At 39.7% G+C, this 24733-nt stretch carries 28 protein-coding genes and 1 tRNA gene; 4 read left to right on the top strand and 25 right to left on the bottom strand.

Features of this window, described 5'->3' with window-relative positions; all coding sequences use genetic code 11:
* Positions 1 to 4 precede the first annotated feature (4 nt).
* From gpmI to QUG14_RS22530, 9 genes are all read right to left on the bottom strand, one after another.
* The gene (gpmI, locus tag QUG14_RS22570; RefSeq protein WP_289342699.1) at positions 5 to 1537 is read right to left on the bottom strand and encodes a 2,3-bisphosphoglycerate-independent phosphoglycerate mutase; all 1533 of its coding nucleotides are present in this window, start codon (positions 1535 to 1537) and stop codon (positions 5 to 7) included.
* Positions 1530 to 2291, bottom strand: a complete 762-nt coding sequence (gene tpiA, locus QUG14_RS22565) for a triose-phosphate isomerase (protein ID WP_289342698.1) — start codon at positions 2289 to 2291, stop codon at positions 1530 to 1532. The genes gpmI and tpiA overlap by 8 nt, the downstream gene beginning before the upstream one ends.
* Before the next feature lie 33 nt (positions 2292 to 2324).
* Positions 2325 to 3509 carry a phosphoglycerate kinase gene (locus tag QUG14_RS22560; RefSeq protein WP_289342697.1) on the bottom strand — a complete coding sequence of 395 codons (1185 nt, stop codon included), beginning with the start codon at positions 3507 to 3509 and terminating at the stop codon, positions 2325 to 2327.
* A 135-nt stretch (positions 3510 to 3644) separates the two neighbouring features.
* Positions 3645 to 4652: a type I glyceraldehyde-3-phosphate dehydrogenase gene (gene gap, locus QUG14_RS22555; RefSeq protein ID WP_289342696.1), complete on the bottom strand. Its 1008-nt coding sequence runs from the start codon at positions 4650 to 4652 to the stop codon at positions 3645 to 3647.
* Between the two features lie 48 nt (positions 4653 to 4700).
* On the bottom strand, positions 4701 to 5723 hold the full coding sequence (locus QUG14_RS22550; protein ID WP_289342695.1) for a sugar-binding transcriptional regulator: 1023 nt from the start codon (positions 5721 to 5723) through the stop codon (positions 4701 to 4703).
* A gap of 133 nt (positions 5724 to 5856) precedes the next feature.
* Positions 5857 to 6114 (bottom strand): glutaredoxin family protein, encoded by a 258-nt coding sequence (locus tag QUG14_RS22545; RefSeq protein WP_289342693.1) that lies wholly within the window; start codon positions 6112 to 6114, stop codon positions 5857 to 5859.
* A 13-nt stretch (positions 6115 to 6127) separates the two neighbouring features.
* The gene (gene rpoN, locus QUG14_RS22540; protein ID WP_289342692.1) at positions 6128 to 7453 is read right to left on the bottom strand and encodes an RNA polymerase factor sigma-54; all 1326 of its coding nucleotides are present in this window, start codon (positions 7451 to 7453) and stop codon (positions 6128 to 6130) included.
* Positions 7454 to 7597: 144 nt separating this feature from the next.
* Entirely contained in the window at positions 7598 to 7927 is a 330-nt protein-coding gene (locus QUG14_RS22535; RefSeq protein ID WP_289342691.1) for a DUF3231 family protein, read from the bottom strand.
* Positions 7928 to 7975: 48 nt separating this feature from the next.
* Positions 7976 to 8416, bottom strand: coding sequence for a helix-turn-helix domain-containing protein (locus QUG14_RS22530; RefSeq protein ID WP_289342690.1), 441 nt, complete (start codon positions 8414 to 8416; stop codon positions 7976 to 7978).
* A 965-nt stretch (positions 8417 to 9381) separates the two neighbouring features.
* Here QUG14_RS22530 and QUG14_RS22525 point away from each other — a divergent pair.
* Complete coding sequence (locus QUG14_RS22525) at positions 9382 to 10389, top strand: hypothetical protein (protein ID WP_289342689.1); 1008 nt, start codon at positions 9382 to 9384, stop codon at positions 10387 to 10389.
* Between the two features lie 348 nt (positions 10390 to 10737).
* Here QUG14_RS22525 and QUG14_RS22520 read toward each other — a convergent pair whose 3' ends face one another.
* Genes QUG14_RS22520 through QUG14_RS22505 form a run of 4 tightly spaced genes read right to left on the bottom strand, consistent with a single transcriptional unit; the run spans position 10738 to position 13683 of the window.
* Complete coding sequence (locus QUG14_RS22520; protein ID WP_289342688.1) at positions 10738 to 11358, bottom strand: M23 family metallopeptidase; 621 nt, start codon at positions 11356 to 11358, stop codon at positions 10738 to 10740.
* A complete protein-coding gene (locus QUG14_RS22515; RefSeq protein WP_289342687.1) occupies positions 11355 to 11792 on the bottom strand; it encodes a hypothetical protein in 438 nt (145 codons plus the stop codon). The genes QUG14_RS22520 and QUG14_RS22515 overlap by 4 nt, the downstream gene beginning before the upstream one ends.
* A 15-nt stretch (positions 11793 to 11807) precedes the next feature.
* Entirely contained in the window at positions 11808 to 12422 is a 615-nt protein-coding gene (locus QUG14_RS22510) for a replication-relaxation family protein (protein ID WP_289342686.1), read from the bottom strand.
* Positions 12355 to 13683: an FtsK/SpoIIIE domain-containing protein gene (locus tag QUG14_RS22505; protein ID WP_289342685.1), complete on the bottom strand. Its 1329-nt coding sequence runs from the start codon at positions 13681 to 13683 to the stop codon at positions 12355 to 12357. The genes QUG14_RS22510 and QUG14_RS22505 overlap by 68 nt, the downstream gene beginning before the upstream one ends.
* A gap of 274 nt (positions 13684 to 13957) precedes the next feature.
* Here QUG14_RS22505 and QUG14_RS22500 point away from each other — a divergent pair, with 274 nt between their 5' ends.
* Positions 13958 to 14167, top strand: coding sequence for a helix-turn-helix transcriptional regulator (locus QUG14_RS22500; RefSeq protein ID WP_289342684.1), 210 nt, complete (start codon positions 13958 to 13960; stop codon positions 14165 to 14167).
* Positions 14164 to 14394, top strand: coding sequence for a helix-turn-helix domain-containing protein (locus tag QUG14_RS22495; RefSeq protein ID WP_289342683.1), 231 nt, complete (start codon positions 14164 to 14166; stop codon positions 14392 to 14394). The genes QUG14_RS22500 and QUG14_RS22495 overlap by 4 nt, the downstream gene beginning before the upstream one ends.
* A 21-nt stretch (positions 14395 to 14415) precedes the next feature.
* Here the strand turns inward: QUG14_RS22495 and QUG14_RS22490 are convergent, their stop codons facing one another.
* From QUG14_RS22490 to QUG14_RS22465, 6 genes are all read right to left on the bottom strand, one after another.
* Positions 14416 to 14610 (bottom strand): hypothetical protein, encoded by a 195-nt coding sequence (locus tag QUG14_RS22490; RefSeq protein WP_289342682.1) that lies wholly within the window; start codon positions 14608 to 14610, stop codon positions 14416 to 14418.
* A 1262-nt stretch (positions 14611 to 15872) separates the two neighbouring features.
* Complete coding sequence (locus tag QUG14_RS22485) at positions 15873 to 16175, bottom strand: hypothetical protein (RefSeq protein WP_289342681.1); 303 nt, start codon at positions 16173 to 16175, stop codon at positions 15873 to 15875.
* A gap of 62 nt (positions 16176 to 16237) precedes the next feature.
* Positions 16238 to 16576, bottom strand: coding sequence for a YolD-like family protein (locus tag QUG14_RS22480; RefSeq protein WP_289342680.1), 339 nt, complete (start codon positions 16574 to 16576; stop codon positions 16238 to 16240).
* Between the two features lie 125 nt (positions 16577 to 16701).
* The gene (locus tag QUG14_RS22475) at positions 16702 to 17193 is read right to left on the bottom strand and encodes a hypothetical protein (protein WP_289342679.1); all 492 of its coding nucleotides are present in this window, start codon (positions 17191 to 17193) and stop codon (positions 16702 to 16704) included.
* Positions 17194 to 17404: 211 nt separating this feature from the next.
* Positions 17405 to 18376 carry a tyrosine-type recombinase/integrase gene (locus tag QUG14_RS22470; protein ID WP_289342678.1) on the bottom strand — a complete coding sequence of 324 codons (972 nt, stop codon included), beginning with the start codon at positions 18374 to 18376 and terminating at the stop codon, positions 17405 to 17407.
* A 148-nt stretch (positions 18377 to 18524) separates the two neighbouring features.
* Positions 18525 to 18596, bottom strand: a tRNA-Arg gene (locus tag QUG14_RS22465).
* A gap of 199 nt (positions 18597 to 18795) precedes the next feature.
* Here QUG14_RS22465 and clpP point away from each other — a divergent pair.
* The gene (clpP, locus tag QUG14_RS22460) at positions 18796 to 19401 is read left to right on the top strand and encodes an ATP-dependent Clp endopeptidase proteolytic subunit ClpP (protein WP_289342677.1); all 606 of its coding nucleotides are present in this window, start codon (positions 18796 to 18798) and stop codon (positions 19399 to 19401) included.
* Positions 19402 to 19800: 399 nt separating this feature from the next.
* Here clpP and QUG14_RS22455 read toward each other — a convergent pair whose 3' ends face one another.
* The 6 genes from QUG14_RS22455 to trxB form a co-directional block, all read right to left on the bottom strand.
* The gene (locus QUG14_RS22455; RefSeq protein ID WP_289342676.1) at positions 19801 to 20058 is read right to left on the bottom strand and encodes an HPr family phosphocarrier protein; all 258 of its coding nucleotides are present in this window, start codon (positions 20056 to 20058) and stop codon (positions 19801 to 19803) included.
* A 26-nt stretch (positions 20059 to 20084) separates the two neighbouring features.
* Entirely contained in the window at positions 20085 to 21035 is a 951-nt protein-coding gene (gene whiA / locus QUG14_RS22450; RefSeq protein ID WP_289342675.1) for a DNA-binding protein WhiA, read from the bottom strand.
* 42 nt (positions 21036 to 21077) lie between these two features.
* Positions 21078 to 22061, bottom strand: coding sequence for a gluconeogenesis factor YvcK family protein (locus tag QUG14_RS22445; protein ID WP_289342674.1), 984 nt, complete (start codon positions 22059 to 22061; stop codon positions 21078 to 21080).
* Entirely contained in the window at positions 22058 to 22951 is an 894-nt protein-coding gene (rapZ, locus tag QUG14_RS22440) for an RNase adapter RapZ (RefSeq protein WP_289342673.1), read from the bottom strand. The genes QUG14_RS22445 and rapZ overlap by 4 nt, the downstream gene beginning before the upstream one ends.
* 22 nt (positions 22952 to 22973) lie before the next feature.
* On the bottom strand, positions 22974 to 23432 hold the full coding sequence (locus tag QUG14_RS22435) for an NUDIX hydrolase (protein WP_289342672.1): 459 nt from the start codon (positions 23430 to 23432) through the stop codon (positions 22974 to 22976).
* A gap of 271 nt (positions 23433 to 23703) precedes the next feature.
* Positions 23704 to 24654: a thioredoxin-disulfide reductase gene (gene trxB / locus QUG14_RS22430; protein WP_289342671.1), complete on the bottom strand. Its 951-nt coding sequence runs from the start codon at positions 24652 to 24654 to the stop codon at positions 23704 to 23706.
* Positions 24655 to 24733 lie beyond the last annotated feature (79 nt).

The raw sequence follows: 24733 nt of genomic DNA, 5'->3' as shown, positions 1-24733 counted from the left end.
AAAATTATTTAATTAATGATTTTCCTGTCATTTCCTCAGGCTGTCCTACACCAAGCAGATTTAACATCGTTGGAGCTAAATCTCCAAGAATACCGCCTTCTCGCAGTTCCACATCATTCTTAGTAATGATGACCGGTACTGGATTCGTTGTATGTGCTGTCATTGGATTGCCTTCTGGTGTAATGACTTCATCTGCATTACCATGGTCAGCAGTAATAATAGCTGTCCCACCTTTTTCAATAATTAAATCAACAATCTTCCCTAAGCATTCATCAACCGTTTCAATTGCCTTCACAGTCGGTTCTAACATACCTGAATGACCTACCATATCAGGATTAGCAAAGTTTAGGATAATGGCATCAAATTTATCATCCTGAATTTCCTTAAGCAGAGCGTCTGTAACTTCATAGGCACTCATCTCAGGCTGCAGGTCATAGGTAGCAACTTTTGGAGAGTTGATTAAAATCCGCTCTTCACCAGGGAACTTTTCCTCACGGCCGCCGCTCATAAAGAAGGTAACATGTGGATACTTTTCTGTTTCGGCAATTCTTAATTGCTTCAAACCATTTTGCGATAAGACCTCTCCTAATGTGTTGTCTAAGTTAGAAGGCTTAAAAGCAACATATCCGTTAACCGACTCACTGAAATGTGTTAAACAAACAAAAAATAAATTTCTCGGATGTTTTTCACCGCGGTCAAAAGGTCTAAAATCTTCGTTTGTAAATACATTAGAAATTTGGATTGCTCGGTCTGGACGGAAATTATAGAATATGACTGCATCATTTTCTTGGATTGTCGCAACCGGCTGACCATCTTCCTTTGTAATTACGGATGGAATGACGAATTCATCATAAATTCCATGTTGGTAGGAATCCTCTACTACCTCTAATGGATTCGTGTAAGCAGGCCCATCACCATAAACCATTGAACAATATGACTTTTCAACACGCTCCCAGCGGTTGTCACGGTCCATTGAATAATAGCGTCCAGAAATGGTAGCAAATTCTCCAACGCCATACTCCTTCATTTTATCCAAAGTTTGTTGAATATATTTTGCAGCTGTTTTCTGGCCAACATCACGTCCGTCAAGGAAACCATGAATGTAAACATTCTCAATTCCTTCTTCTTTCGCCAGCTTTAAGAGTGCAAACATATGGTTAATATGGCTGTGTACACCGCCATCCGATAATAATCCAAATAAATGTAAGTTGGTTCCGTTTTTCTTAACATGATCCATCGCACTACAGATGGTTTCATTTTTTTCAAATTCACCTTCACGAATGGCAATATTCACACGAGTTAAGCTTTGGTAAACAATACGGCCTGCACCGATATTCAAATGGCCAACTTCTGAGTTACCCATTTGTCCCTCTGGAAGCCCAACTGCCTCTCCCGAAGCGGTTAAATGTGAGTGTGGAAAATTACTCCAATACCGATCGAAATTCGGTTTTTTTGCATGATAGACAGCATTCCCTTTTTGTTCATCCCTGCATCCAAATCCATCTAGAATGATGAGGGCAACGGGAGACTTACTCATAGCTTCCTGCCTCCAATAGCTGCAAGAATGAGCGAGCTTCAAGGCTTGCTCCACCCACAAGAGCACCATCGATATCTGGCTGAGCCATATACTCTTTAATGTTCTCTGGTTTTACACTGCCGCCATATTGAATTCTAACAGCATTGGCAACATCTTCACTGAACTGCTGGCCAATAACTTGACGAATATGCGCGCAAACATCATTTGCATCCTGTGATGTAGAAGATTTACCTGTTCCAATCGCCCAGATCGGTTCGTAGGCAATAACAGTTTGTTTCACTTGCTCATCAGTTAAACCTGCAAGTGCTTTTTGTACCTGAGCAGCAACTAAATCATTTGTTTCACCATTTTCACGTTGCTCAAGTGTTTCACCACAGCATACGATTGGTGTTAAGTTATATTTAAAGGCTGCAAGTGTTTTTAAGTTTACAGATTCATCTGTTTCATTAAACATTTCTCTGCGCTCTGAATGGCCAATAATTACATATTGAACCCCAATTTCAGAAAGTGGTTTAGGGCTGATTTCCCCAGTAAATGCTCCACTTTCTTCAAAATGCATGTTTTGTGCACCAATTTTAACATCGGTGCCTTCGCTGATTTCTACAAGATTTTGTAAAAATAAAGCTGGTGCACAGATGACAGAATCAATTTTCCCAGAATCGGGAACAAGTCCTTTTACTTCTTCCGTGAAACTTTTAGCCTCTGCTAGTGTTTTATTCATTTTCCAGTTACCTGCAATAATCGGTTTACGCATGCGGGCACATCCTTCCTTACTACAAGTTAAAAGTTATTTATCGTTTAATGCTACAACGCCTGGAAGTTCTTTGCCTTCCATAAATTCAAGTGAAGCGCCGCCGCCTGTTGAAATATGGCTCATTTTCTCTGCTAAATTGAATTTTTCTACTGCAGCTGCGGAGTCTCCGCCGCCAATTACAGAATATGTACCTTCTGCTTCTGCAAGTGCTTCTGCAACTGCCTTTGTTCCACCAGCAAATGCATCGATTTCAAACACACCCATAGGTCCGTTCCAAATTACTAATTTTGACTTTTGGATTACGTCACGGTATATCTCTCTAGTCTTTGGTCCGATATCAAGTGCTTCCCAATCAGCAGGAATTTCCTCAATCGCTACTTCTTTGATATTCGCATCCCCAGAAAAGTCGTCCGCAACGATTGCATCAACTGGCATATAGAAATTGACACCTTTTTCTTTTGCTTTCTCGATAAAAGAATTTGCTAAGTCAATTTTATCTGCCTCAAGCAGTGATTTACCAATTTCATGACCTTGCGCTTTAACAAATGTATAGGCAAGTCCGCCGCCAATGATTAGGTTATCAACCTGTTCTAATAGATTTTCTATAACACCAATCTTGTCCTTAACCTTTGCACCGCCAATAATGGCAGTAAACGGACGCTCAGGATTTGATAAAGCTTTTCCAAGAACATCAAGCTCTTTTTCCATTAAAAGACCAGATACCGCAGGAAGATGGTGTGCAATACCTTCTGTAGAAGCATGGGCTCTGTGTGCAGCACCAAATGCGTCGTTTACATAAACATCAGCAAGTTCTGCAAACGATTTCGCAAGTTCTGCATCATTCTTTTCCTCACCTGGATAAAACCGAACGTTTTCAAGAAGAAGAACATCGCCTTCATTCATTGATTCAATCAAAGATTTAACAGAATCACCATAGGCTTCATCCGCTTTCTGTACGTTTTTACCAAGTAGTTCAGAAAGTCTTACACCCACTGGAGTTAAGCGCATTTCCTCAACCACTTTACCTTTTGGACGTCCAAAATGGCTCGCTAAAATGACTTTAGCACCCTGATCAACAAGGTATTGAATCGTTGGTAAAGCAGCGCGAATTCTTGTTTCATCAGTAATTTTTCCATCCTGCATCGGCACGTTAAAATCCACGCGGCAGAATACGCGTTTTCCTTTAACATCAACATCTTTTAATGTTTTCTTGTTCATGCGAAAAGCCTCCTTATGTATTGACAACATTTCCAACAAAAAAAGGGAGGGGGAATGTTCCCCGCTCCCCTTTGAAATACCCTAAATCATTATAGCTTTTTGATGAAATATTTTCCAATCTCAACCAACTATTGATTATAGACCTTTTTGAGCGATGTATCCAATAAGGTCAACAACACGGCTTGAGTAACCAACTTCGTTGTCATACCAAGATAATACTTTAACCATGTTGCCTTCAAGAACCATTGTTGATAATGAATCAATAGATGAAGAAGCAGGGCTGCCATTATAATCTGTTGATACTAATGGAAGTTCGCTATAGTGTAAAATTCCTTTTAATGGACCTTCAGCAGCTGTTTTTAGTGCTGCATTTACTTCTTCAGCCGTTACATCCTTTTCTAACTCAGCAACTAAATCAACGATAGAAACGTTAGGTGTTGGTACACGTACTGCCATACCGTTTAATTTACCTTTAAGTTCAGGAAGTACCAATGAAACAGCTTTTGCTGCACCTGTAGAAGTTGGAATCATGTTCTCAGCTGCTGCACGTGCACGACGGTAGTCCTTATGTGGTAAATCTAGAATTTGTTGGTCATTTGTATAAGAGTGGATTGTAGTCATCATTCCACGCTTAATTCCGAATTCATCATTTAAAACCTTCGCAAAAGGAGCTAGACAGTTTGTTGTACATGAAGCGTTTGATAATACGTGGTGGTTTGCCGGATCGTATTGATCTTGGTTAACACCCATTACGATAGTGATATCTTCGTTATCTGCTGGAGCAGAAATGATAACTTTCTTCGCACCTGCTTCAAGGTGTTTTGCTGCGTCTTCACGCTTTGTGAAACGTCCAGTAGATTCAACTACTACTTCAACACCAAGTTCTCCCCAACCTAATTGAGCTGGATCGCGTTCAGCAATTACTTTTACCTTTTGGTTGCCAACAACTAAATATTCGCCGTCAACAGTAACTTCTTGTTGAAGTGTTCCATGAACAGTATCGTATTTTAAAAGGTGCGCAAGCATATTTGCATCAGTTAAATCGTTAATTGCTACGATTTCCATATCTGCATTATTTAATGCCGCACGGAATACGTTACGGCCGATACGACCAAATCCATTAATACCAACTTTTACTGTCATTTTAATATCCTCCTTGGATTGAAAAAAGGTTTTTATTTTAAAAAGGAATTATCCTTTTAATAACTTTCTCGCTGCACCCTCATCGGTTATAAGTATCGTCGAGGCCGGTGCTTTTTTCATATAAGCTTTAATTGCTTTTGCCTTGGACGCACCACCGGCTACTGCAATCACATTAGGAATCTGTGTTAAGTCTTCTAGTTGAAGTCCAATCGTTAAAACCTTATGGACGATTTCACCATCTTCATTAAAGTAATACCCGAAGGCTTCTCCCACTGCAGAATTATCTATAAGTTTCTGCATAATCTCGGGTTTTGTTTTTCGACGTTCAGCCATTGTAATAGCATCCCCAATACCATGAAGAACCATGCTTGCAGATCTAATTAGATTTAACACATCATGAATATCTGGTTCTTTGATAAGAGATTCATAAATTTCATTACTAACCTGGTCGGGAACATAGAACACTCGGTGTTTCGATCGAGTATTTCTCGACATAATCGAGCTAATCGTATTTGCTTGATTCTGTACATCCTCACCTATTCCACCTCGAGCAGGAACAAATAGAAGATCCTTTTTTCCAAGTTCAGGGGTAAGTACATTTGCAACAGCTGCCATGGTTGAACCGCCAGTTACAGCGATAATATTTTTCCCATCTAAGTAATTTTTCATGCATAATGCGCTGGCCTTACCTAGGTCATCCTTTACCATTAAGGAATCATCACTGTTGCCCGGTACGATAACTACTTTACGAATTTTAAGACGATGTTTTAATTCTAGCTCCATCACATCGATCCCAATTAGTTCGCGAATCATTTCTTCTAAGTCTTCCAGCAAATTTTTCCCTTCAGAGGTTAAACTCATTCCAATATTGTTAATAGAAATAAGATTTTGTTCCTTTAGGAAATCCACTTCGCCACGAAGGACTCGTTCTGTATACCCAAGGTTGGTAGCAAGACTCCTTCTTCCTACAGGCTGCATAAAACTTATATGCCTAAGGATAGAATATCGTTTGTGTAGCACTTGAAGGAGATCAGGTAATAATCTTTTTTGAATATCGATGAGTGATTGCATAACACCTTGCTCCTTTATTATAAGTAACTGGTCATAAAACGTCCACCCTAGACAAATTATGTCCCACTTCATCGAAAAAAAATCACCCCTGCTAACAATTTACATTCTAACAGGAGTGAAAACCATTTTCAACTTAAAAGTTTCGTATTTTTTCTTGTAAACGGTTACTTATGTCAATTTTGTTAATTATTCCAAAAGCAACTTCCTCGCCATCAATATGAACAACAGGAATCATAATTCCGTACAGTTCCGTTAATTCATCACTTTCATCAATATCAATTTCTTCGAGAGAAAAATTAAATTCCTCTTTTAATTCAAGGATTGTTTTTTTTGCTTTCTCACAAAGTGGGCAGCGTTTTCTAGTATAAAAGCTAATGACTGTTTGTCGCATTGTTCATTTCCTTTCAATCAAACCTTTTTCTTTTAGAAGAGGAGGGTATTCCGAGTTGATCGCGGTACTTTGCAATCGTTCTCCTTGAAACCACAATTCCCTGGCATTTCTTAAGCTCTTCTACAATTTCTTGATCGGACAGCGGACGTTGTTTATTCTCAGTTTCTATCAACGAAGCAATCGCATTTTTCACCTGACTAGAGGAAGTGCTTTCATTTGATACCGTTTGAATCGTGCTTGTGAAGAAGGATTTTAGTGAAAAAGTTCCAATTGGTGTTTGAACATATTTTTCCTTCACAGCACGACTGACCGTGGATTCATGAATATCAAGTTCAACTGCAATTTCTTTCATCGTCATTGGAACTAAATATTCTCGCCCTTTTTCAAAAAACGGGATCTGCTTTTCCACAATTTTACTGACAACCCTCGTTAAGGTTTCTTTTCTTTGCTCGATACTTCGCAAAATCCATTGATAATCCTGTACTTTCTCTTGTAAAAAACGGCCTACTTGAGCATCTTGGCTGCTAGTAAAACTTTTATAATAATTGTCGTTAAAGCTGATTTTAGGAATAATATCATCACACAACCTCACGGAAAAACCCTCTCCAACCCGTTCGACGATCGCATCAGGGATAATATAGGAAGAACTTTCCTGCTCAAAAAGTGCACCAGGGCGTGGATTTAATTGTTGTATGGTGTCAAATATCTCTTGAATCTTTTGAAGTGGAATTTGTAATTCCTTTGCAATTTGCTTCCATTTCTTTTCTGCAAAGGGGATGAAATACTGAGTAAGAATCGTTAGCGCTAAGTCATCCTCTAAATTTTCTCTTTCAATTTGAATTAATAAGCATTCCTGAAGATCACGTGCCCCGATTCCTGCCGGTTCTAATGCTTGGATAACGATAATGCTCTCCTCTACCAGTTCTAAAGGTACACCTAATTGTTCGGAGATTTCCTTAGGTTCTGAAGATAAGTATCCGTTTACATCAAGATTTTCAATCAAGTATTTAATAACTCTTAATTGCTTACTAGAGTATTTTTGCATTTTAAGTTGACTGATCAATTGTTCTTCAACAGAAGATGTCTTTGCCGCAATTTGTTCAATCCACTCATTTTCTGTGTTTTTAGTATGTTTCCGCCGATTGCGGTCAATTAATGGGTTAATAGGCTGAATATTGTTATTTTCAACCTTGATCAGGGGATTTTCAAGAGCTTTATTCTCTAAAAAAGAAGTTAGTTCTTGTGCTGAATACTGTAAGAGTGCAATCGCCTGGGTTAACTCTTGTGTCATCGCCAATTTTAACGTTTGTTGCTGCCATAAACCTGCTTTTAAATCCATTTCTTAACCCCCCTTTTCCTATTTTACAGGAAACATGAGGGATGGTGAATGAAAAATTTCTGGTATTTAATTTTAGGGGAATTTCAATATGCTATTTGTCCTAAAAATAAAAAAGGCTTTCACTGCTGATAAGCCTTTTTCTGCTCATTTCATATCTTCAAGATCTTTTCGATTTGGTGCCATCGGAGGCTGTTGGAGCCAGCCGCGATCAACCATTAAATTGAATCCTTTCCCTGCATAAATCAAAATTTCTGTTATGAATTTTTGATAATTTGCCACCAAGTCTGTCCGCATCGACACGGACATCGCGTGGCCAAGTAACGTAATATCGATGGCGTTCAATGAATGAAACAGGGAAACAATTAGTTTATTAGAAAAGGGCAGTATGGTTGAATCGGTTACTTCCATTGTGGTTGAAATATTCCCAAGAAGTTGTTCTTTTATTAAGTCTCGTTCTTTAAATCTAGTTAACACCTAAATGACAGCCTTGTTACCCTTGTTAATTAGGTGTACACTTACCTGTTAATCCGTGTAACCTCTTTCCTGCCTCCATTTTCTCATTCTCTCTGCCGCAGATTTCTTTCTTGTATCGCTTCGTTTTATTGCCGTTTCGTAGTTTTCCCACGCCTGCGGAAACTCTATATAAAAATCTTCCTCACCCAACGGAACAAGCGGTATATAAAATCCCTTTTCGGGAAAATCGATCAACCCGACTTCCTTTAAATCATCTAGGTGACTGCTCGTAGTATCCGGAACCTTACCGTATTTAACTGCCAGTGTTTCTACCGACGGAAACGCGCAGCCTTCTAGAGGATTGTAATAATCGATTATCAACGCATACAGAAATAATTTATCTGCGCTCATCCTATCGTGATTAACGTAATGCCTGGCGTCACTTGGCAGCGGTATAAAATGTTTCCCTCCTTCCGTTGGATTTCTCTTGTCAAAAACCTTTCTCTCCATTTCGCATCCCTCCGTAATTTGTTTTATGTGAACGTGGACTGGCCACGGAAAAAATACCGCTCAATAATAGTGTCGCTTTAGCAGGCAAAACGGGACAGCAAAAAATAACCTTTCAAAAAATTATAGGAATGAGCAAGCATATCCGCGCAGTGTATCTACGGGATGATACAGACGAACCCTTTAAAATCGGACATTTCATCTCCGAAAAAAATTTTACCTCCTACCCTACCATACGAGTGAGAAAGGTATTTCCGCGCAACCCTTTCGATAAGTATGACGCGACAGCATGCAATTTCGGACCGATTCCCGGTCAACACCCTCTAACTTATGTGCCGAGCCAGCTTCCGTTTTCGGACAAATAAAAAAAGACGGCTTTCCTGGGCCCGCCTATGTGCCCTGAAAACCGTCTATATTCCGTATGACTCCCCGACGCAGCCTCGAACCTTTGCCGAGGTGTTAGAGATTCCAGCAGAGGTCATTATATAGGCTCGACGTTGACTAACTTCGTTGCCGCGGATCTTCGAGCCATGGTCTAATGCCCGTACCTCAGTCCGTCATTCGATGGAAGTTGGTCAAAAAAATAAGTTTGTGAATGTTTGCACTTAAACTAACGGGCAGTTTAGTTCAAGAATATAATATTTTTCTATTCCTCGAATTCGAGTTAGATACACAAACTCTTGATTATTAGACTAATATATGAAAAACTTATCTCCCTTCTTAAGTTTTACTTAACTTTATCATTAAAAATATTAAATTGAACTTTTCGAATATTCAAATATAATAGGTAAATGGTATGTAATTATATATACCTATTTTTATTGTAGAAAGGAGCATGATACATGAGCTAGTTGTTAACAATTTTGGTTCAAGGAGGTGGTACATAAGAAGATATTTTCAAGGGTTTTCCTAAATCGTTCCCGCAAATGTGGTCCGTGTGAAAATTACAAATTCGGGAGTGAAGTCGGTTGGTTTTAAAAAAGCCTAGTTATTTCGTTGTATCTTTTATTCTATTGTTTGGGTTGCTTTTCCCGTTTTCAACGTCTACATCAGCAGCTGGTACTGCAAGTGTCCAAAAGAACAAAAACAACGTAGAGATGACTTCTGAGCAATATGACAACCTTCTGAATTTAGGCTTTACGGAAAAGCAAATTGCCAATATGGATCAAGAAGAATTCGCACGAAATAAGGATTTAAAAGGAAAAGTGGTTGCAACGTCTAAGCATTATTTAAAAATTACGGAAGACTCAAAAGGAAATTCAATTGTTAAAAACTTAGATAAAAAAACGTATGATACAGAAGTTGCTATAGAAAAGGAAAAAATCAAAAAAGAAAGAGCATCAAGCAAGAGAGCAAAGACCATTTCATTGACTCCAACCTCTTTTGCCACAGCTGCATTAGCTAATATACCAAATGATGATAGTTCTACATCATATAAAACAATGACAACTCTTATCATCAAATTTTCAAGTAGACAATTCCGTGTGAGAAACCATATCGACTGGCATATAATGCCTGCAATTAGAGGCACTGATGTTTCAGGAGTCACACTTAACAGTCAATGGTTACAAAATCCTGGCACTCAATACGCAAGACAAGATTGGACGACTTTTGATAATTGTAGTTTGGAAAAAACTGCTTCGGCTGTTTATACAAAATCTAGTGATAAATGGAATCCAGGACTACATGGTTATGCATTAAGAATGAACCTTCCAAATGATAAAATGGTTTACTGTGGCGGCTATTCCTCCCCTCAAGTAGTGGATGATTTATCAAGTTATATGTATTACGATATCTCACCTGTAACAGCAGCCACACCAGCTAGAGCAGATGCTATTGGACAATATTTTCATTTAAAAATCGATTTAAACCCTTCCATTACTATTGGATGGAAAACTCTAGAATTTTCTGTTTCACCTTCTTATGCATATTCCGAACACATACCACGTACTCAAGCAGTAATCTATAATAAATAGCAATAGCTTTACGATTTTTTCGGGATTCTTTTTCCAAAGTAAAACCCTCCTGATTAATAATTGGGAGGGTTTTGCATCATGTATTTTTTCTTTTGATTTCCATACATCTGCCTTAAAAGTTCTTTTTTATATCAAGTAGGGATAAGATGACTGTACAAGAAGGCATTTGGGAGTTCATGGGTAACCGGTTGAATATGATGGTGGGGATTTCGGCTGCGATTAAGGCAGCTTAACAAAACAGTTTGTGAAGAATTGTACTTAAAGTAACGGGTGCGTTAGTTAAAGAAGAACTCAAAAAAAGGACTCATTTCAGTCCTTTTTTATTTGCTAAAATTTCAACATTATCGTTTAACAGTGCCTTATTATAAATAGACCATATATCACCGTCGCTATTGCGCTCCACTTCGCAGCCCCTTTACTAAATATGTTAATAAGAGCATACACGCTACCGCCAACAACGGCGAGGAAAGGAAGCGCCAGAGCAATATCCGCGATAAAATCAACAAAGCCGTCAACGGTAATTTCCGTAAATTTTTCACCTAACCACCCCTTAATCTGCGTTATAGGACCGTCCCACCAGTTTATTTGCCCGACATGATTAACGACATTATCCGCCAGAGGCGTCGGATCAAGCCAATCGCCGTCAGGTGCCCTCATTCCGAGATGCAAATGCGGACCCGTCGAATTGCCTGTGTTGCCGCTTAGCCCGATTATTTCGCAAGCATGAACATGCTCACCTATCCGCGCTTTTACTTCGTTCATATGCCCGTATATAACCCGCGTACCGTCGTCAAATTTAATCGAAAGCCCTTTTCCGAAATTAGTTGTGCCATCATATATCCGGTCCACTACGCCCTCGCCTAGAGCTCTGAGTGTCGTTCCTTCGGGCATAGCAAGGTCAATGCCGGTATGAGGCGTTTTGTGAACCGCGTCGACCGAGCCGAACTTGCTAGTTATTCGGAGTATCATAGCGCCCTCATCGCCTCTACGAGAATATTTAAGACCATTGGCGTCATTTGAACGAGCACATAACCGAGGCCAGCACCTTGCATCATACTGAAGCCCTTTTCCTTATTGCCGATCATTATAAAGAGAGCACCGCCAAGCACGACGATCATTGCAACCGGATATGCAAGCGCCTGGACGAGTGTAATTAACGGATCGAACGCGTGTAGCATTTTATCGTACATAGCGCCTGTAGTCACGGCTGCAGTTACTGGCACCGCTTCGGCTGCTAATACCGCTTTAACCTTCAAGAATGGCGCAACGGCTAACGGAATTAATACGCCCGATTCGAAAAATACCTTCTTTTCCTTATCCGTTAAATCCGCAACGCGTTGCGCTTTTGGCTCTCTATCCATAAACTCCTTAATTGAATAAACCTCTTCTTTACGTCTGAACATGCTGTTTTCCCCTTTCTATGCGTTAAAATCCGCCAGTGTAAATACTTGCGTCTGAAGGCCTTCGCTTAATTTTAGTAACTCTTTGCGTCTATGCTCCGTCGTAGTGATCCATACAAATTTCGGTGCAATCATTCCGAAAGCCAACCGCTGCTTTAATATCCGATACTTTTCAATTTTCGCATGGTTCTTTTTCATCGTTTGCGTGTTGTCGACTTCAATGATTACGAATTGATCGCCTTGCTTAAATAGCGCATCCGGTACGCAGATAACCTTATCCTTTTTCGTAGCACCTTCGCTTATGATCCGGATTTCATTCCGCCAGGAAGACGGACAGCCGTAATTAATGTAAAGATAATTCCGCATGATATAGTGCTGAACATTGCCGGTTGCTTTACGGACTTTATCGCAGTTCACTACTGCCCGCCCTTTTGCATTTAGGTAATAGATATTTTCACCGCTACGGAATACGCTTAAATAGTGCTCCATTTGCTTTAAAACACGCTGAGCATTCCGGTCACTTTTAAGATTGTGAATCCGCTGAAGCTGGCCCCGCGTCAAGTAATCAAGTTTCTTCAAACTTAGTAGAATAGTTTCCTCCCGTTTTTGGCGTTTCTTTTCCGAGTGATACACTGGCGTCCTCCCTCCTTGCACGAAGATTAATGTGCGGCTTTACCGTTTTATCGATAATATCGTCGCTAATGTAGTACGCCTGCATTTCCGTACACCGATGGCGCTTATAAATAGCCCTACCTTGTATTAACGGAAGATTTTCGGCACCTCCCTCGTCTATTACAACCGTACTTGCGGTCGCAGTATCTACAGCTAAACTAATGCGTGTGATAAGGTTGCGTTTAACCTGGCTCGATACCGTTTCAGCCGTTGGATACTGAGTGCAATATAATAGCCGAATTCCACTCGCCCTTCCGCGCCTGGCAATGTCCTTTATTAAGTTTTCGCATTCTACTTTTAATGCCTTCTCATCCTTATCTTGTTCGCCAGCGCTACTTAATTCGGCACTTTCATCGATTATTACGAAATGCCGCTTTGTAACACCCAAAGCCTTTACGTTCTTTTTTCCTGAACTGCGCAGCTTGTTAAACATTCGCTCCATTTCATCCTTGACGTTTTCCAGTGCCGTCTTTGCCTCTTCCGCATTCGTTGCAAAGTTTTTAACTTGCGATATCTTTTCATAAACTCCGAACTCCAAACCGCCTTTTAAATCGATCAGCGTAAACTCAACGTCTACAGGTTGATTCGATAATAGTACCGTGATTATTACGTTTAAAATGTTGCTTTTGCCCATATCCGTAGCTCCACCGATTAAAACATGCGGACCTTTTTCAAAGTCGTGTACGACCTGACCTTTAAGCGTAACACCTAACGGCACTTGCCACGATTTAGCACCGTTGATAATTTCCGTTGTTAGGTCGTAACTTGACTGCAATCCTTCGTCGTACACTCGCATTATCAGCATGCCGTCGTATTCCATCTCGATTTCCTTACTCAGCTGGATTCGGTTCTCTAATATCGCGCGGACTTGTTTCGGCAAACTAGCGTCAAACTTCAGACTGCGGAAATCTTTTAAATTGATCCGTCTGACACTGCGATTATTTAGGCCGTCTTTAAATTTGCCGTGCTTATCTACGAAATCTTTCAGTTCTAGCCCTAGCGGAATTTTAAAGACATACTCCGTACCCACTACTTCTTTAGTAATTTTGTCTTTAATTTTATTCCGTCGATAGAGTCGCATTTTATCGTCCTTTTTGTACAGGCCGCAGTTTTCGGCAATCTTTAAAATCTTATCGCTATCATCGTTCAAGTTCGTCTTATAATAGTAGCTAGCGCCAAGCACTCCGAGCATGCTGCCAGTCGATAACACTTCGAATAACAAATCGCCACGCTCCCTTCTTTAATCACGTAGTGATAGTTGTAGAATTTACGCACGCTATCCGCGAATAATAGGAACGTTGGCATAGTAGTGATAGAGGCGATTATCTACCGTACGCCCTATCGTGATGCGACCGTTTGGTAATGCGTATAGTAAATGATATGGGATATCGCCTAAATATTGCAGGTCCATACCAAAATTTTGTGCAAAGATGCACGGCAAATTTGTGAAAGGATTAGGACGAGATATGTCGAAAATATATACTAGGTGATCTAACATGATAATTAGCGTAATAGGCGAACGAATAAAAGAGTCGGGATATAGACGGGATTATATACAAGAACATATGGAGATTTCGCGGAATACTCTATCGAATTGGTGTACGGGGAAGACGTATCCTACTGCACCGCAACTATTTAAACTAGCGAATTTATTAAGCGTTAAGGTTGACGATTTATATAAGTTGAAAGAAGATTACCCTAAATGAGCGTGTTCGGATTAGGTAAACCGCGAAGTAAGTTCGGAGAATGGCTCGATAGGAATGGCATAATTCAGAAGGAAGTCGCAGAGAAAGCACAGATAAGTGAGATGTCGTTAACTCGGATGTGCAACGATAAGAATTACTCGCCGAAAATTTCTACATGGGTAAAGGTGCAGCGTGCTCTGAAGTCAATGGGTTACGATGTAGACCGCGATATGTTTTTCGACGTATAAAAGCCCCGTCCATTGACGAGGCTATCTTTGCGTATGCTCCTTTTTCAGTTTTTCCATCAGTCTTGTCATCGCCAATTTCTCCGCAGCTTCCTTCGTATCTGCGTAACAATTATGCACACCGCATGTACCATCGTGCGCCATCGCCATATAACCTTCATCGTAGTGAAAAATCGTTACCTTAATCGGAAACCTTCTCGAATAATAACGATAAACCATCGTAATCACCTCGGCTTTCCTACGTTAGGAATTCGGTAGCTTGGGGGCGATACCTGCGAGGAAATAAGTACGTTGTGTGTCCTTTACATATAATGTCGATTTCGAAGGAAAATGCGACGTATATATATCTTAAAATTATCTTCGGTACACTTCATCTATTACAAAATATAAAACAGAGCAGATAAAAATAAAGAAAAATAAATCGCCACTAAAACCGAAGGTAATTAGACCAAACCCAATATGAATTAGTCCTGAAAATATCATTCGAAAAAATTTAAGCTTTAATGTAACCCATTCAGCTAATAAAGAAACTGGAAGACCATAAAAATAAGTTCCTATCAAACAATAAACTAATATAACCAGATATTGAGGTATTATTTGTTCACTAAAAGAAAGATCGTTAAGTATGGAAGGAAGAGAAATTAAGAACATAAAAAATGTAAAAAGAATTGAAGTATGAAAAGCAACTTTGATTTTCCTTATTATCATTTTTTTCCCTACTTTTTTCTCTTAGTATACCGGAAAAACGTACAGAAGCGGATACAAAAAGTTTTAGATTTTTTCCGTAACACTTGGACAAATTTGTTAAATAACGTTGGTTCGTCTTTCGACTCTTAGATGACGTCTTCTAATTTCAATGGATATAGCTACCTGAGTACGAAAAATTGTGCGTGAGTTGCAAACGTCAAAGGAGGAGCCCTGCGACCCCGGCCCTGGGGGAATTCCGACTATTCGACTCGTATTTAATTCGAAGCCCAAATCGTATTCATCCCGTTTGTGTACGTTATACATTCGTATACAACATAATTACGTATAATGTTCGTTATCCGTAATTAACCGATATCAGAACGTTGTTATATCAACGTTTGTAAGCTGCGCAGATAATACCGTTTATGCAGTATCTTATACATCCGCATACCTACGCCATTTAGTGCGTGCCCTGCTCCGCTAGATACCCACCGTTATTGCATAAAGTATGGCGGTAAGATATACGAGCTGGTGCGTACTTATGCAGCGATCACCGTAGCCCTATGAGTTCGGAAGCGGTCCGTCTGCCAGGACGTTCTTGCTGATGTTATCGCAGGTACTATCGGCAATCCTCTACGTTATACCATGCCATCCCCTCCGCACATACCCCCGTAAGTATCCCGGAGCATTACACGGTATTACCTTCTAAATCGTAATGATTCCGAGTTTCTTCTATTATATACCCCCATTAGGTATATTCGTAATGTCGCGCTATTGTTCAAGACACGCACCCGTTAGTTGAAGTCTTCTGCATCGGCTGGATTAGGATCATCTGTAGGGGCAGGAATCGTAGTATTACGGAAAATCCTATCAATTTCACACAATGATACCCATTGCTCAGTGATATTATCACCTACCTGTCGTACTACCATTACAATATCGCAAGTCAGATTTTTAATTCTGCCTTCAACTAGACTTCCTCCACATGTAGATATAAAAATTGTAGGTTCATCCCGCAATTTCTCTAAGACTTTTCTAATTCCTTCTACGCAACAACAATCACATTCTTTTTCAATTTTTTCTCGGTTTTTACCCAAATTAAAAACCTCCTTTTCTAATAAGATATGGTGGCTTGTCTTATTAGTCACGGCAAATTCACCTAATTTAAAACTTTTACAGCGCACACATCTTCGAATGCCACCCGTTCGTATTCGCCAGGCTTTACCTCAATACGTAGCTCATGCGTAATAGGATCAACGCGATATATACGCCCAGTATAGTCCGTAGTGAAGCCGTCATTCCATACGCTAATCTTGACCGCATGTTTGTATTCCATTGCGTATTTAATGCGTAAGTCGAACTCCTCCGTCTGATAGTCGTCCAGTATCGGCTTAGCCTGGCGAGCTTGGTCTTGGTACATATCTCGAGTCATTGCAAAGCCCTCCGGCATGAATGATGCGGGATTCCACTTAATTTTACCGCGGTCACGAATTGCCATATCAATCATCTCCTTCGTATTATTAATGCTATTATATACGAACATCTGTTCTGTATGTATACAAAAATAAAAAGGACCCATTAAGGTCCTAGAAATAGTCATTTTGCTTAGATTTTTGGTAAGTACTAACAATCCTCTATCGTTATATCTTCATCTGGAACTGAATTTTCAGATATTGTAATTAACACTGGAGTAATACCACATGATAAGCTTGAGATTACAATTTGGACTTCGTCATCTCCAGCTCCAGGAGTTTCCAGCAGTGTTATTTGAAACGTTACTACTGCTTTATCACCTTCGATAGGGTCGAAAATCGCAACACCACATAATGTGATTGTATCGTTTCCGCTAATAGGACCGCAAAGTGGTGGATCTAAACCAAGTATTTTTAATGTAAAACTTTGATCACCATCTGAAGTGTCATTATCACGAAATCTAAATTCAAAATTACTGTTCTTGTTATTACAATCAGGACATATCATACCTTCTAAAAATAATGTTCCTTGTTCAGGAATTCCATTAATAATGGCAGTAACCTCCACATCAATATCAAACACAGCACTGCAATCACAATCAGAAGGTATATTAACATTACATTTTTTTCTGCGAATTCCCACTATAGATCACTCCTTTTTTATATCATATGCTTACAAGGACAAGTTGGTATTAGGGATAACACTATTTATTGGTTAATTGACTGATAACTTTGAAATATCTATGGTTATTACAAAATATTTCTAATTGATCCACATCACCCAAATTTCTTGTGGTTTATTAAAAACAGAATTAAAAAAAACGCCAGCCGTTTAGACTGACGCAATGGTATCGTTATACTCCATCTAATCCTTTTTCTATCGCTTCCTCTAAATCTCTTCCGTATATCTCAACATATCTCCGCAGAATTTCTAGCGATTGATGTCCGCTTAAACGCTGCAATACAAATATATTCGTACCAGCCTCGACCTTTAATCGGCAGAATGTCCGCCTGAATGCGTGCGGATTAACTTTTACCTCGTCGATTACACCAGTCTGCTCACCGTATATCTTCATCCTGTCTTGTATGGCTCGCGGACCGATAGGCTGATTTTCTACGTTAATAAATAGCGCGTCAGTATTTAGAACACCGCGTTCCTCTATATACGCACCTAACACAGTCTTTAAGCGTCCTGTTAGCGGTATACGACGCGCATAACGATTCTTAGCACGTTGTACATTAATCGCACCTTTACCGTCAAAACTGACGTCCTGGATGCGTAAGGAAATGAGCTCCGTTAATCTAATACCGGTATGAGCAAACGTCAGCATAATCGCCAGGTCACGTAGGCCGATGAATGTCGTAACATCAGGCGCATCGAGTAACTTTTTTAACTGACGCTTGGAATACGTTGCCCCTACTTCGTGCCGTTTGCGTAGCTGCTGAACGCCATCATACGGATTTTTATCGACGTACCCTTTACGCAGACAAAAGTTAAAGAACGTTCGGCCTGCACGTAGACGTGCATTGATCGTATTAACAGCGCGTCCTAGTTCTTGCTGATACTCGATAAAGTCCTCGACGTGGCTTGTTTTAAACTTCCGCAAGTCTGCCAGAGGTGCCGTAATCTCAGCGAATCCTCGACCGGTCTGCTTTAGTTCCTTATGATAAAATTTAACGGTATCAGGCGCGAGCCCTTTGATTCTGCAATGCTTTAAAAATTCCGTAACAGCAATCCGATAACTGGAAGCCTGCTGCGGCTCAGCGGTAATTGTTTCTAATACTTTTTGCGTATTGACGTTGTTGACTGATGTTCTGCGTTTCATGCGATGTACCCTCCTCATATTTGCGAGGGTGCGACTTTGTACTTCGTGGTACTCTGCGTGGTATTTATGAACGAACTGTACCCACAAAAAAGAGCCCCTACGCTTCGGAAAAAAGCGGTAGAGGCACCGTAAACTCAACGTTCTATGACGCGCTCGGAGGGAATCGAACCCCCATTTTAAGAACCGGAATCTTACGTGCTATCCGTTGCACCACGAGCGCTAAATTGACGACTTACATATTATATGCCAATTTGTGAAACTTTGCAAGTGTGTATAGTTTAAAAAGACTGTGATTGGTTATGCTGTAAGAGGGAAAGTTGTCGAACAAATATAAAGCGAATTGTTTGACCTTAATTGACCATCAGTGTATCATTAACTATACATATTACCAATCTTTCACACTTAAAGGAGGAAGAAAAATGAATTTGATTCCTACAGTTATTGAACAAACAAACCGTGGAGAGAGAGCTTACGATATCTATTCTCGTTTGTTAAAAGACCGAATTATTATGCTTGGCAGTGGTATTGATGATCATGTAGCTAACAGCATTGTTGCACAATTACTATTCCTAGAAGCTGAAAATCCTGAAAAGGATATATCCATTTATATCAACAGCCCAGGCGGTAGTATCACAGCTGGTATGGCCATCTATGATACTATGCAGTTCATTAAGCCAGATGTACAAACAATCTGTATTGGTATGGCTGCATCAATGGGTGCATTCTTACTTGCTGCTGGTACAAAAGGTAAGCGTTATGCTTTACCAAATGCCGAAGTAATGATTCACCAGCCACTAGGCGGAGCACAAGGTCAAGCAACTGAAATTGAAATTGCAGCAAAGCGTATTCTATTCCTTCGTGAAAAATTGAATGGAATCTTATCAGAGCGCACTGGTCAGCCTTTAGAAGTAATCCAAAAAGACACCGACCGCGATAACTTCATGACAGCAGAAAGAGCAAAAGAATACGGTCTAGTAGATCATATCATCACAAGAAGCCTTGCAGAAGAAAAGAAAGATAAATAAAAGGAAAAAGAGTTTGGCCAAATTTTTGGTCAAACTCTTTTTTAACGGCTGTGTTAAGGCAATAATTGATTTTGGCACTCTGTTGATTGGAGCGGAAGGTGCGAAGACTCCTCGAAAATGCTATCGCATTTTCTTCGTGCGTGGGCGGAATCGCGGATGTAATTCAATGTCCTGCAGGAGTAAGGGGCAGGGGAGACCCCGCAGGCACTTTAGTGCCGAGGAGGCTCCCCGGACCTCCTGCGGAAAGCGAAGCACCTCGTGACAGGCAAAAACAGCCTGTCACTGGGGTAATTATTCAAAGAAGCTTTCCTTAGTGGAGCGCAAATCAACAGAATACCATTTGAACACAGCCTACACTCAAAAAAGAGTTTGGCCAATTTCCGGCCAAACTCTTTTTGATTAATTTTCATTTTGAACAAAATTAGATAGTGCTACAACCGCTTTTTCTTCATCATCGCCGTCAGCAACAATATTAACAACCACACCTGAACCGACTGCTAAACTCATAAGACCCATAATACTTTTCGCATTAACTTTCTTACCATCTTTCTCTAAAAAAATATCAGAAGAAAAACGGTTAGCCTCCTGAACAAATAATGCTGCAGGTCGTGCTTGAAGACCCGTTTTCAATTTAACTTCTACTTGTTTCTCTACCATTACAAAATCCTCCTTATGTTTATCCTCTATTTTCTTGGAGCTAATTCACCTACACGTAATTTGTCGGCGATTTCATCTATCTTCCTTAACCGATGATTAATTCCTGATTTACTAATCGTGCCTCCAGTAACCATCTCCCCTAATTCTTTTAGGGTTACATCCGTATAATGGAGACGGAGTTCAGCAATTTCTCTTAACTTCTCAGGTAATATATGCAACCCAACCGTTTCGTTTATATAACGAATATTTTCAACCTGGCGGATAGAAGCACCGATGGTCTTATTTAAGTTCGCAGTTTCACAATTAACCAATCGATTGACCGAATTCCTCATATCTCGTACAATTCGCACATCTTCAAAGCGCAGAAGTGCATTGACGGCACCAATGATATTTAAAAACTCGGTAATTTTCTCTGCTTCTTTTAAGTAAGTAATATATCCTTTTTTGCGTTCAAGAGTCTTGCTATTAAGACCAAATTTATTCATTAATTCGCATAAGGATTCGTTATGTTCCTTATAAAGCGAAGCAACTTCCAAATGATAGGACGATGTTTCCGGGTTATTTACAGAACCCCCAGCAAGAAAAGCACCACGTAAATAAGAACGTTTACAACATTTCTTTTTCACAAGATCACTGGCTATATCATGGATGAAGGTAAATCCTTCACCAAGGATTTTCATATCCTCAAGTATTTCCTTAGCCCGTTGCGATAATCGGACAATGTAAACATTGTTCTTTTTCAATCGCATTTTTTTTCGAACAAGCAATTCAACAGGTACATCATAGCTCTTTTTAATTAACGTATAAATCCTTCTGGCTATAGCTGCATTTTCAGTCTGAATATCCACAATTAACTTACGGTTGGAAAAGGACATAGAACCATTCATCCGTATGAGCGCAGAAAGTTCTGCTTGTATGCAGCATGGCTTTATTTCCAAATTCGTTAATTCTTTTTTCGTTTCCGAAGCGAAAGACATCCCTTCACCCCCTTATCCGGGTTTTTAATCCGGCTACTATTATTACGCTTCATACCTCTTTTTGGTTTCACTTACGAGTAAATTATATAATATTTTGGCAACCTTTTTTGGGTCATGTCTGAGTGCGCCATTCTCCTGGACAGCAATATCAGCATGAACCACTTCAAGTCCAAGCTCAAAAATGCGGTCTAGGTCATAGTTCACAGGATTCGCCAGTTCTTCGTTGTAGCGGAGTTGAATATCTTCAGGGATTTCTTTGTCATTAACAAGGATGGTATCCATAAAGGCACATGCCATATGGTCATAAATGGCTTTAACATGATCACTCGCTGTGAATCCATGTGTTTCACCAGCTTGTGTCATCAAATTGCAGATATACACCTTTTTAGCATGTGACTTACATACCTCTTCACCTAATCTTGGAACAAGTAAATTAGGCAAAATACTTGTATAGAGACTGCCAGGTCCAATAATAATTAAATCCGCTTGTCTAATTGCTTGAATCGATTCTGGGAGTGGACGAATCATCTTTGGTGTTAAGAAAACCTTCTTAATTTTTTTCCCTGAATAAGGAATTTTTGATTCACCAGATACTACTGTCCCGTCCTCCATTTCAGCGTGAAGCACAACACTTTGGTTAGCTGCTGGCAGAACCTTTCCTCGGACATTTAAGACCTTGCTCATTTCTTGAATGGCATGAACAAAATTCCCTGTAATCGATGTCATTGCAGCCAAGATTAAATTGCCGAGTGAATGTCCAGATAATTCATTGGAAGTCTTAAAGCGATGTTGAAACATCTCTTCTACAAGTGGTTCAACATCGGATAACGCTGCTAACACATTTCGGATATCTCCAGGCGGTGGAATTTGCAGGTCATCACGGAGCCTTCCTGAACTGCCGCCATCATCGGCAACCGTCACAATGGCAGTAATATCAACTGGATATTGTTTTAATCCCCGTAATAAAACAGGCAATCCTGTCCCCCCGCCAATGATGACGATTCGTGGCTGTCCTAAATCGCTCATGTTGTCTGATCCTTTCTCCTCTCAATGTCACGATGTGAAACAAGTGTTTTGTAATCAGTTTCAAAGTATTTAGCCAGATATTCTGCGAGCGTAACGGAGCGGTGCTGCCCGCCGGTACAACCTATTGCAATGACAAGCTGCGCTTTTCCTTCCCGCTTATAATGGGGAAGCATAAAGCTAAGCAAATCCGTAACCTTCTCTAAGAATTTATGCGTTTCATTCCATTTTAAAACGTAGCTAGAAACATCTTCATCTAATCCTGTCTTCGGTCTCATGTGATCAATATAATGAGGATTTGGCAGGAAACGAACATCAAAAACTAGATCGGCATCGATTGGAATTCCATGCTTAAACCCAAATGACATGACATTGACAGTAAAAATTGATTGATTATTCGTGGTAAACTCTGTAATAATCTTTTCACGTAATTCACGCGGCTTCATTTGTGAAGTGTTGTAAATAAGTTGCGCTCTACCCTTTAATTCATCAAGAAGTTCCCGCTCCAATTTGATTCCTTCTAATGGCAAACCAGATTGTGCCAGCGGATGAAATCTTCTAGTTTCCTTATATCTGCGGACTAAAGTAGAGTCATCTGCATCCAAGAACAAGATTTGCGGGCTCACCCATGAGGTTTCGGCCAGTTCATCAAGCGCTTTAAATAAATGATCAAAGAATTCTCTTCCCCTTAAATCCATTACCAATGCCACTTTATTCATTTTATTCCCAGATTCCTTCATAAGTTCAAGGAATTTCGGAAGCAATGTAGGTGGTAGATTATCTACACAGAAAAAGCCTAAATCCTCTAAACTTTGGATAGCAACCGTTTTTCCGGCTCCTGACATCCCCGTTATGATGACCATTTGCGTTTCGTTTGTCGATCCGGTACTCATTCAATATTCCCCCTCATTCAAGTTAACTTGGATCTAATCGATAACTGATTAGTTGAAAATCTTTGGTATAAGTAAAAGTACCGTAAATAATCCCATTTCCATGAATCATGTAATCGATAATATGATAGTCTCCCGCCGCCATAGGCAGGTTTTTTAGTTGATCTAGCTGCTGCCATTCAAGTTTACCTTCATCTGATTCATCAAACCTCATTCCATCAGAATCATTTGCAAAAAAGGTAAACATCATCCATTCAGATAACACTTGGTCATTTTCTTTCATTATAAACGTAAAAATACCCTTTATTTGTGGGTTTTTTAAGTAGATTCCTGTTTCTTCACGGTATTCACGGATACAGGAATCGCGAACAGATTCACCCGGTTCCATTTTACCGCCAGGTGCTACCCACCAGCCACGGCGCGGCTTTTTCAACATCAAAACTTGATTATCTCTAATTAATACACAATTGGTGACACGCTGCACACAACAACACCCTTTATATAACAAACTAAGTAATAGTACGATAGCGTATATTTATTCTTTTTATTATACTCCTTTTAGGAAGGCGTCACAATGAAATCAGGTTTCTTATATCTGTTAAAAATATGTAAAAAAATAGCACAGGCTAAGTAGCCTGCGCTCAAAGTGAATATTTTAAAGGGGGTCAATTCTTATTTACATCATACCTTATTAATATTTCACCATTGTTACAACAGAATTAAAACAGGATTACGTTTATGAATAATTTGTAAATTTACTGCTTAATCTTTAATTCCTCTTTTAATTCTTCTACATAATGCTGAGCACTTTGAGCAGCAATACTTCCATCACCAGTAGCGGTGACAATTTGTCTTAATGTTTTTTCACGAATATCCCCTGCTGCAAAAATTCCAGGTACCTTTGTTTCCATTCGTTCATTTGTTTCGATATAGCCATTTTCATTGGTAATTCCTAAGTTTGTGAATGGTTTAGAAAGTGGGATCATCCCGATATAAATAAAGACACCATCTGCAGGAAGTTCCTGTTCCTCTCCATTTTGAGTGGAAACAAGTGTAACACTGCCTACTTTTCCATCCTTATCATTAATCGACTTAATGGTATGATTCCAGATAAAATCAATTTTTTCATTAGCAAATGCACGGTCTTGAAGGATTTTTTGGGCACGCAGCTCATCACGGCGATGTACAATCGTTACCTTAGACGCAAAACGAGTTAAATAAACTCCTTCTTCAACTGCAGAATCTCCACCACCAATGACATACAATTCTTTTTGCTTAAAAAATGCTCCATCACAAACTGCGCAATAGGATACCCCGCGGCCGCTAAGTTCTTTTTCACCTGGTACCCCAACCTTTTTATATTCAGCACCTGCAGAAATAATGACAGAATAGGCTTTATATTGCTTTGAACCTGCAACAACGGTTTTAACATCACCGTTGTCTATAATTTCTTTAATATCACCATAAGCATATTCAGCACCAAATTTTTTCGCATGCTCAAACATTTTCGTTGATAAGTCCGGACCTAAGATACTTTCAAAGCCTGGATAGTTTTCAACATCCTCCGTGTTTGCCATTTGCCCGCCAGGCATACCACGTTCAATCATAAGCGTAGAAAGGTTCGCACGAGAAGTATAAACAGCAGCTGTCATCCCAGCAGGACCAGCACCAGCGATAATCACATCATAAATTTTTTCCTCAGACATATTGTTTTTTCACTCCTTATATATAAAAAAATACGATTAAGTATAGTATTCCCTACTTAATCGTATAAAACAATCGACG

The sequence above is a fragment of the Neobacillus sp. CF12 genome (genome assembly GCF_030348765.1).
GTDB lineage: Bacteria > Bacillota > Bacilli > Bacillales > Cytobacillaceae > Neobacillus.
Note: the sequence above shows the minus strand (reverse complement) of the source record. Positions and strands in the feature narration are given on the sequence as shown.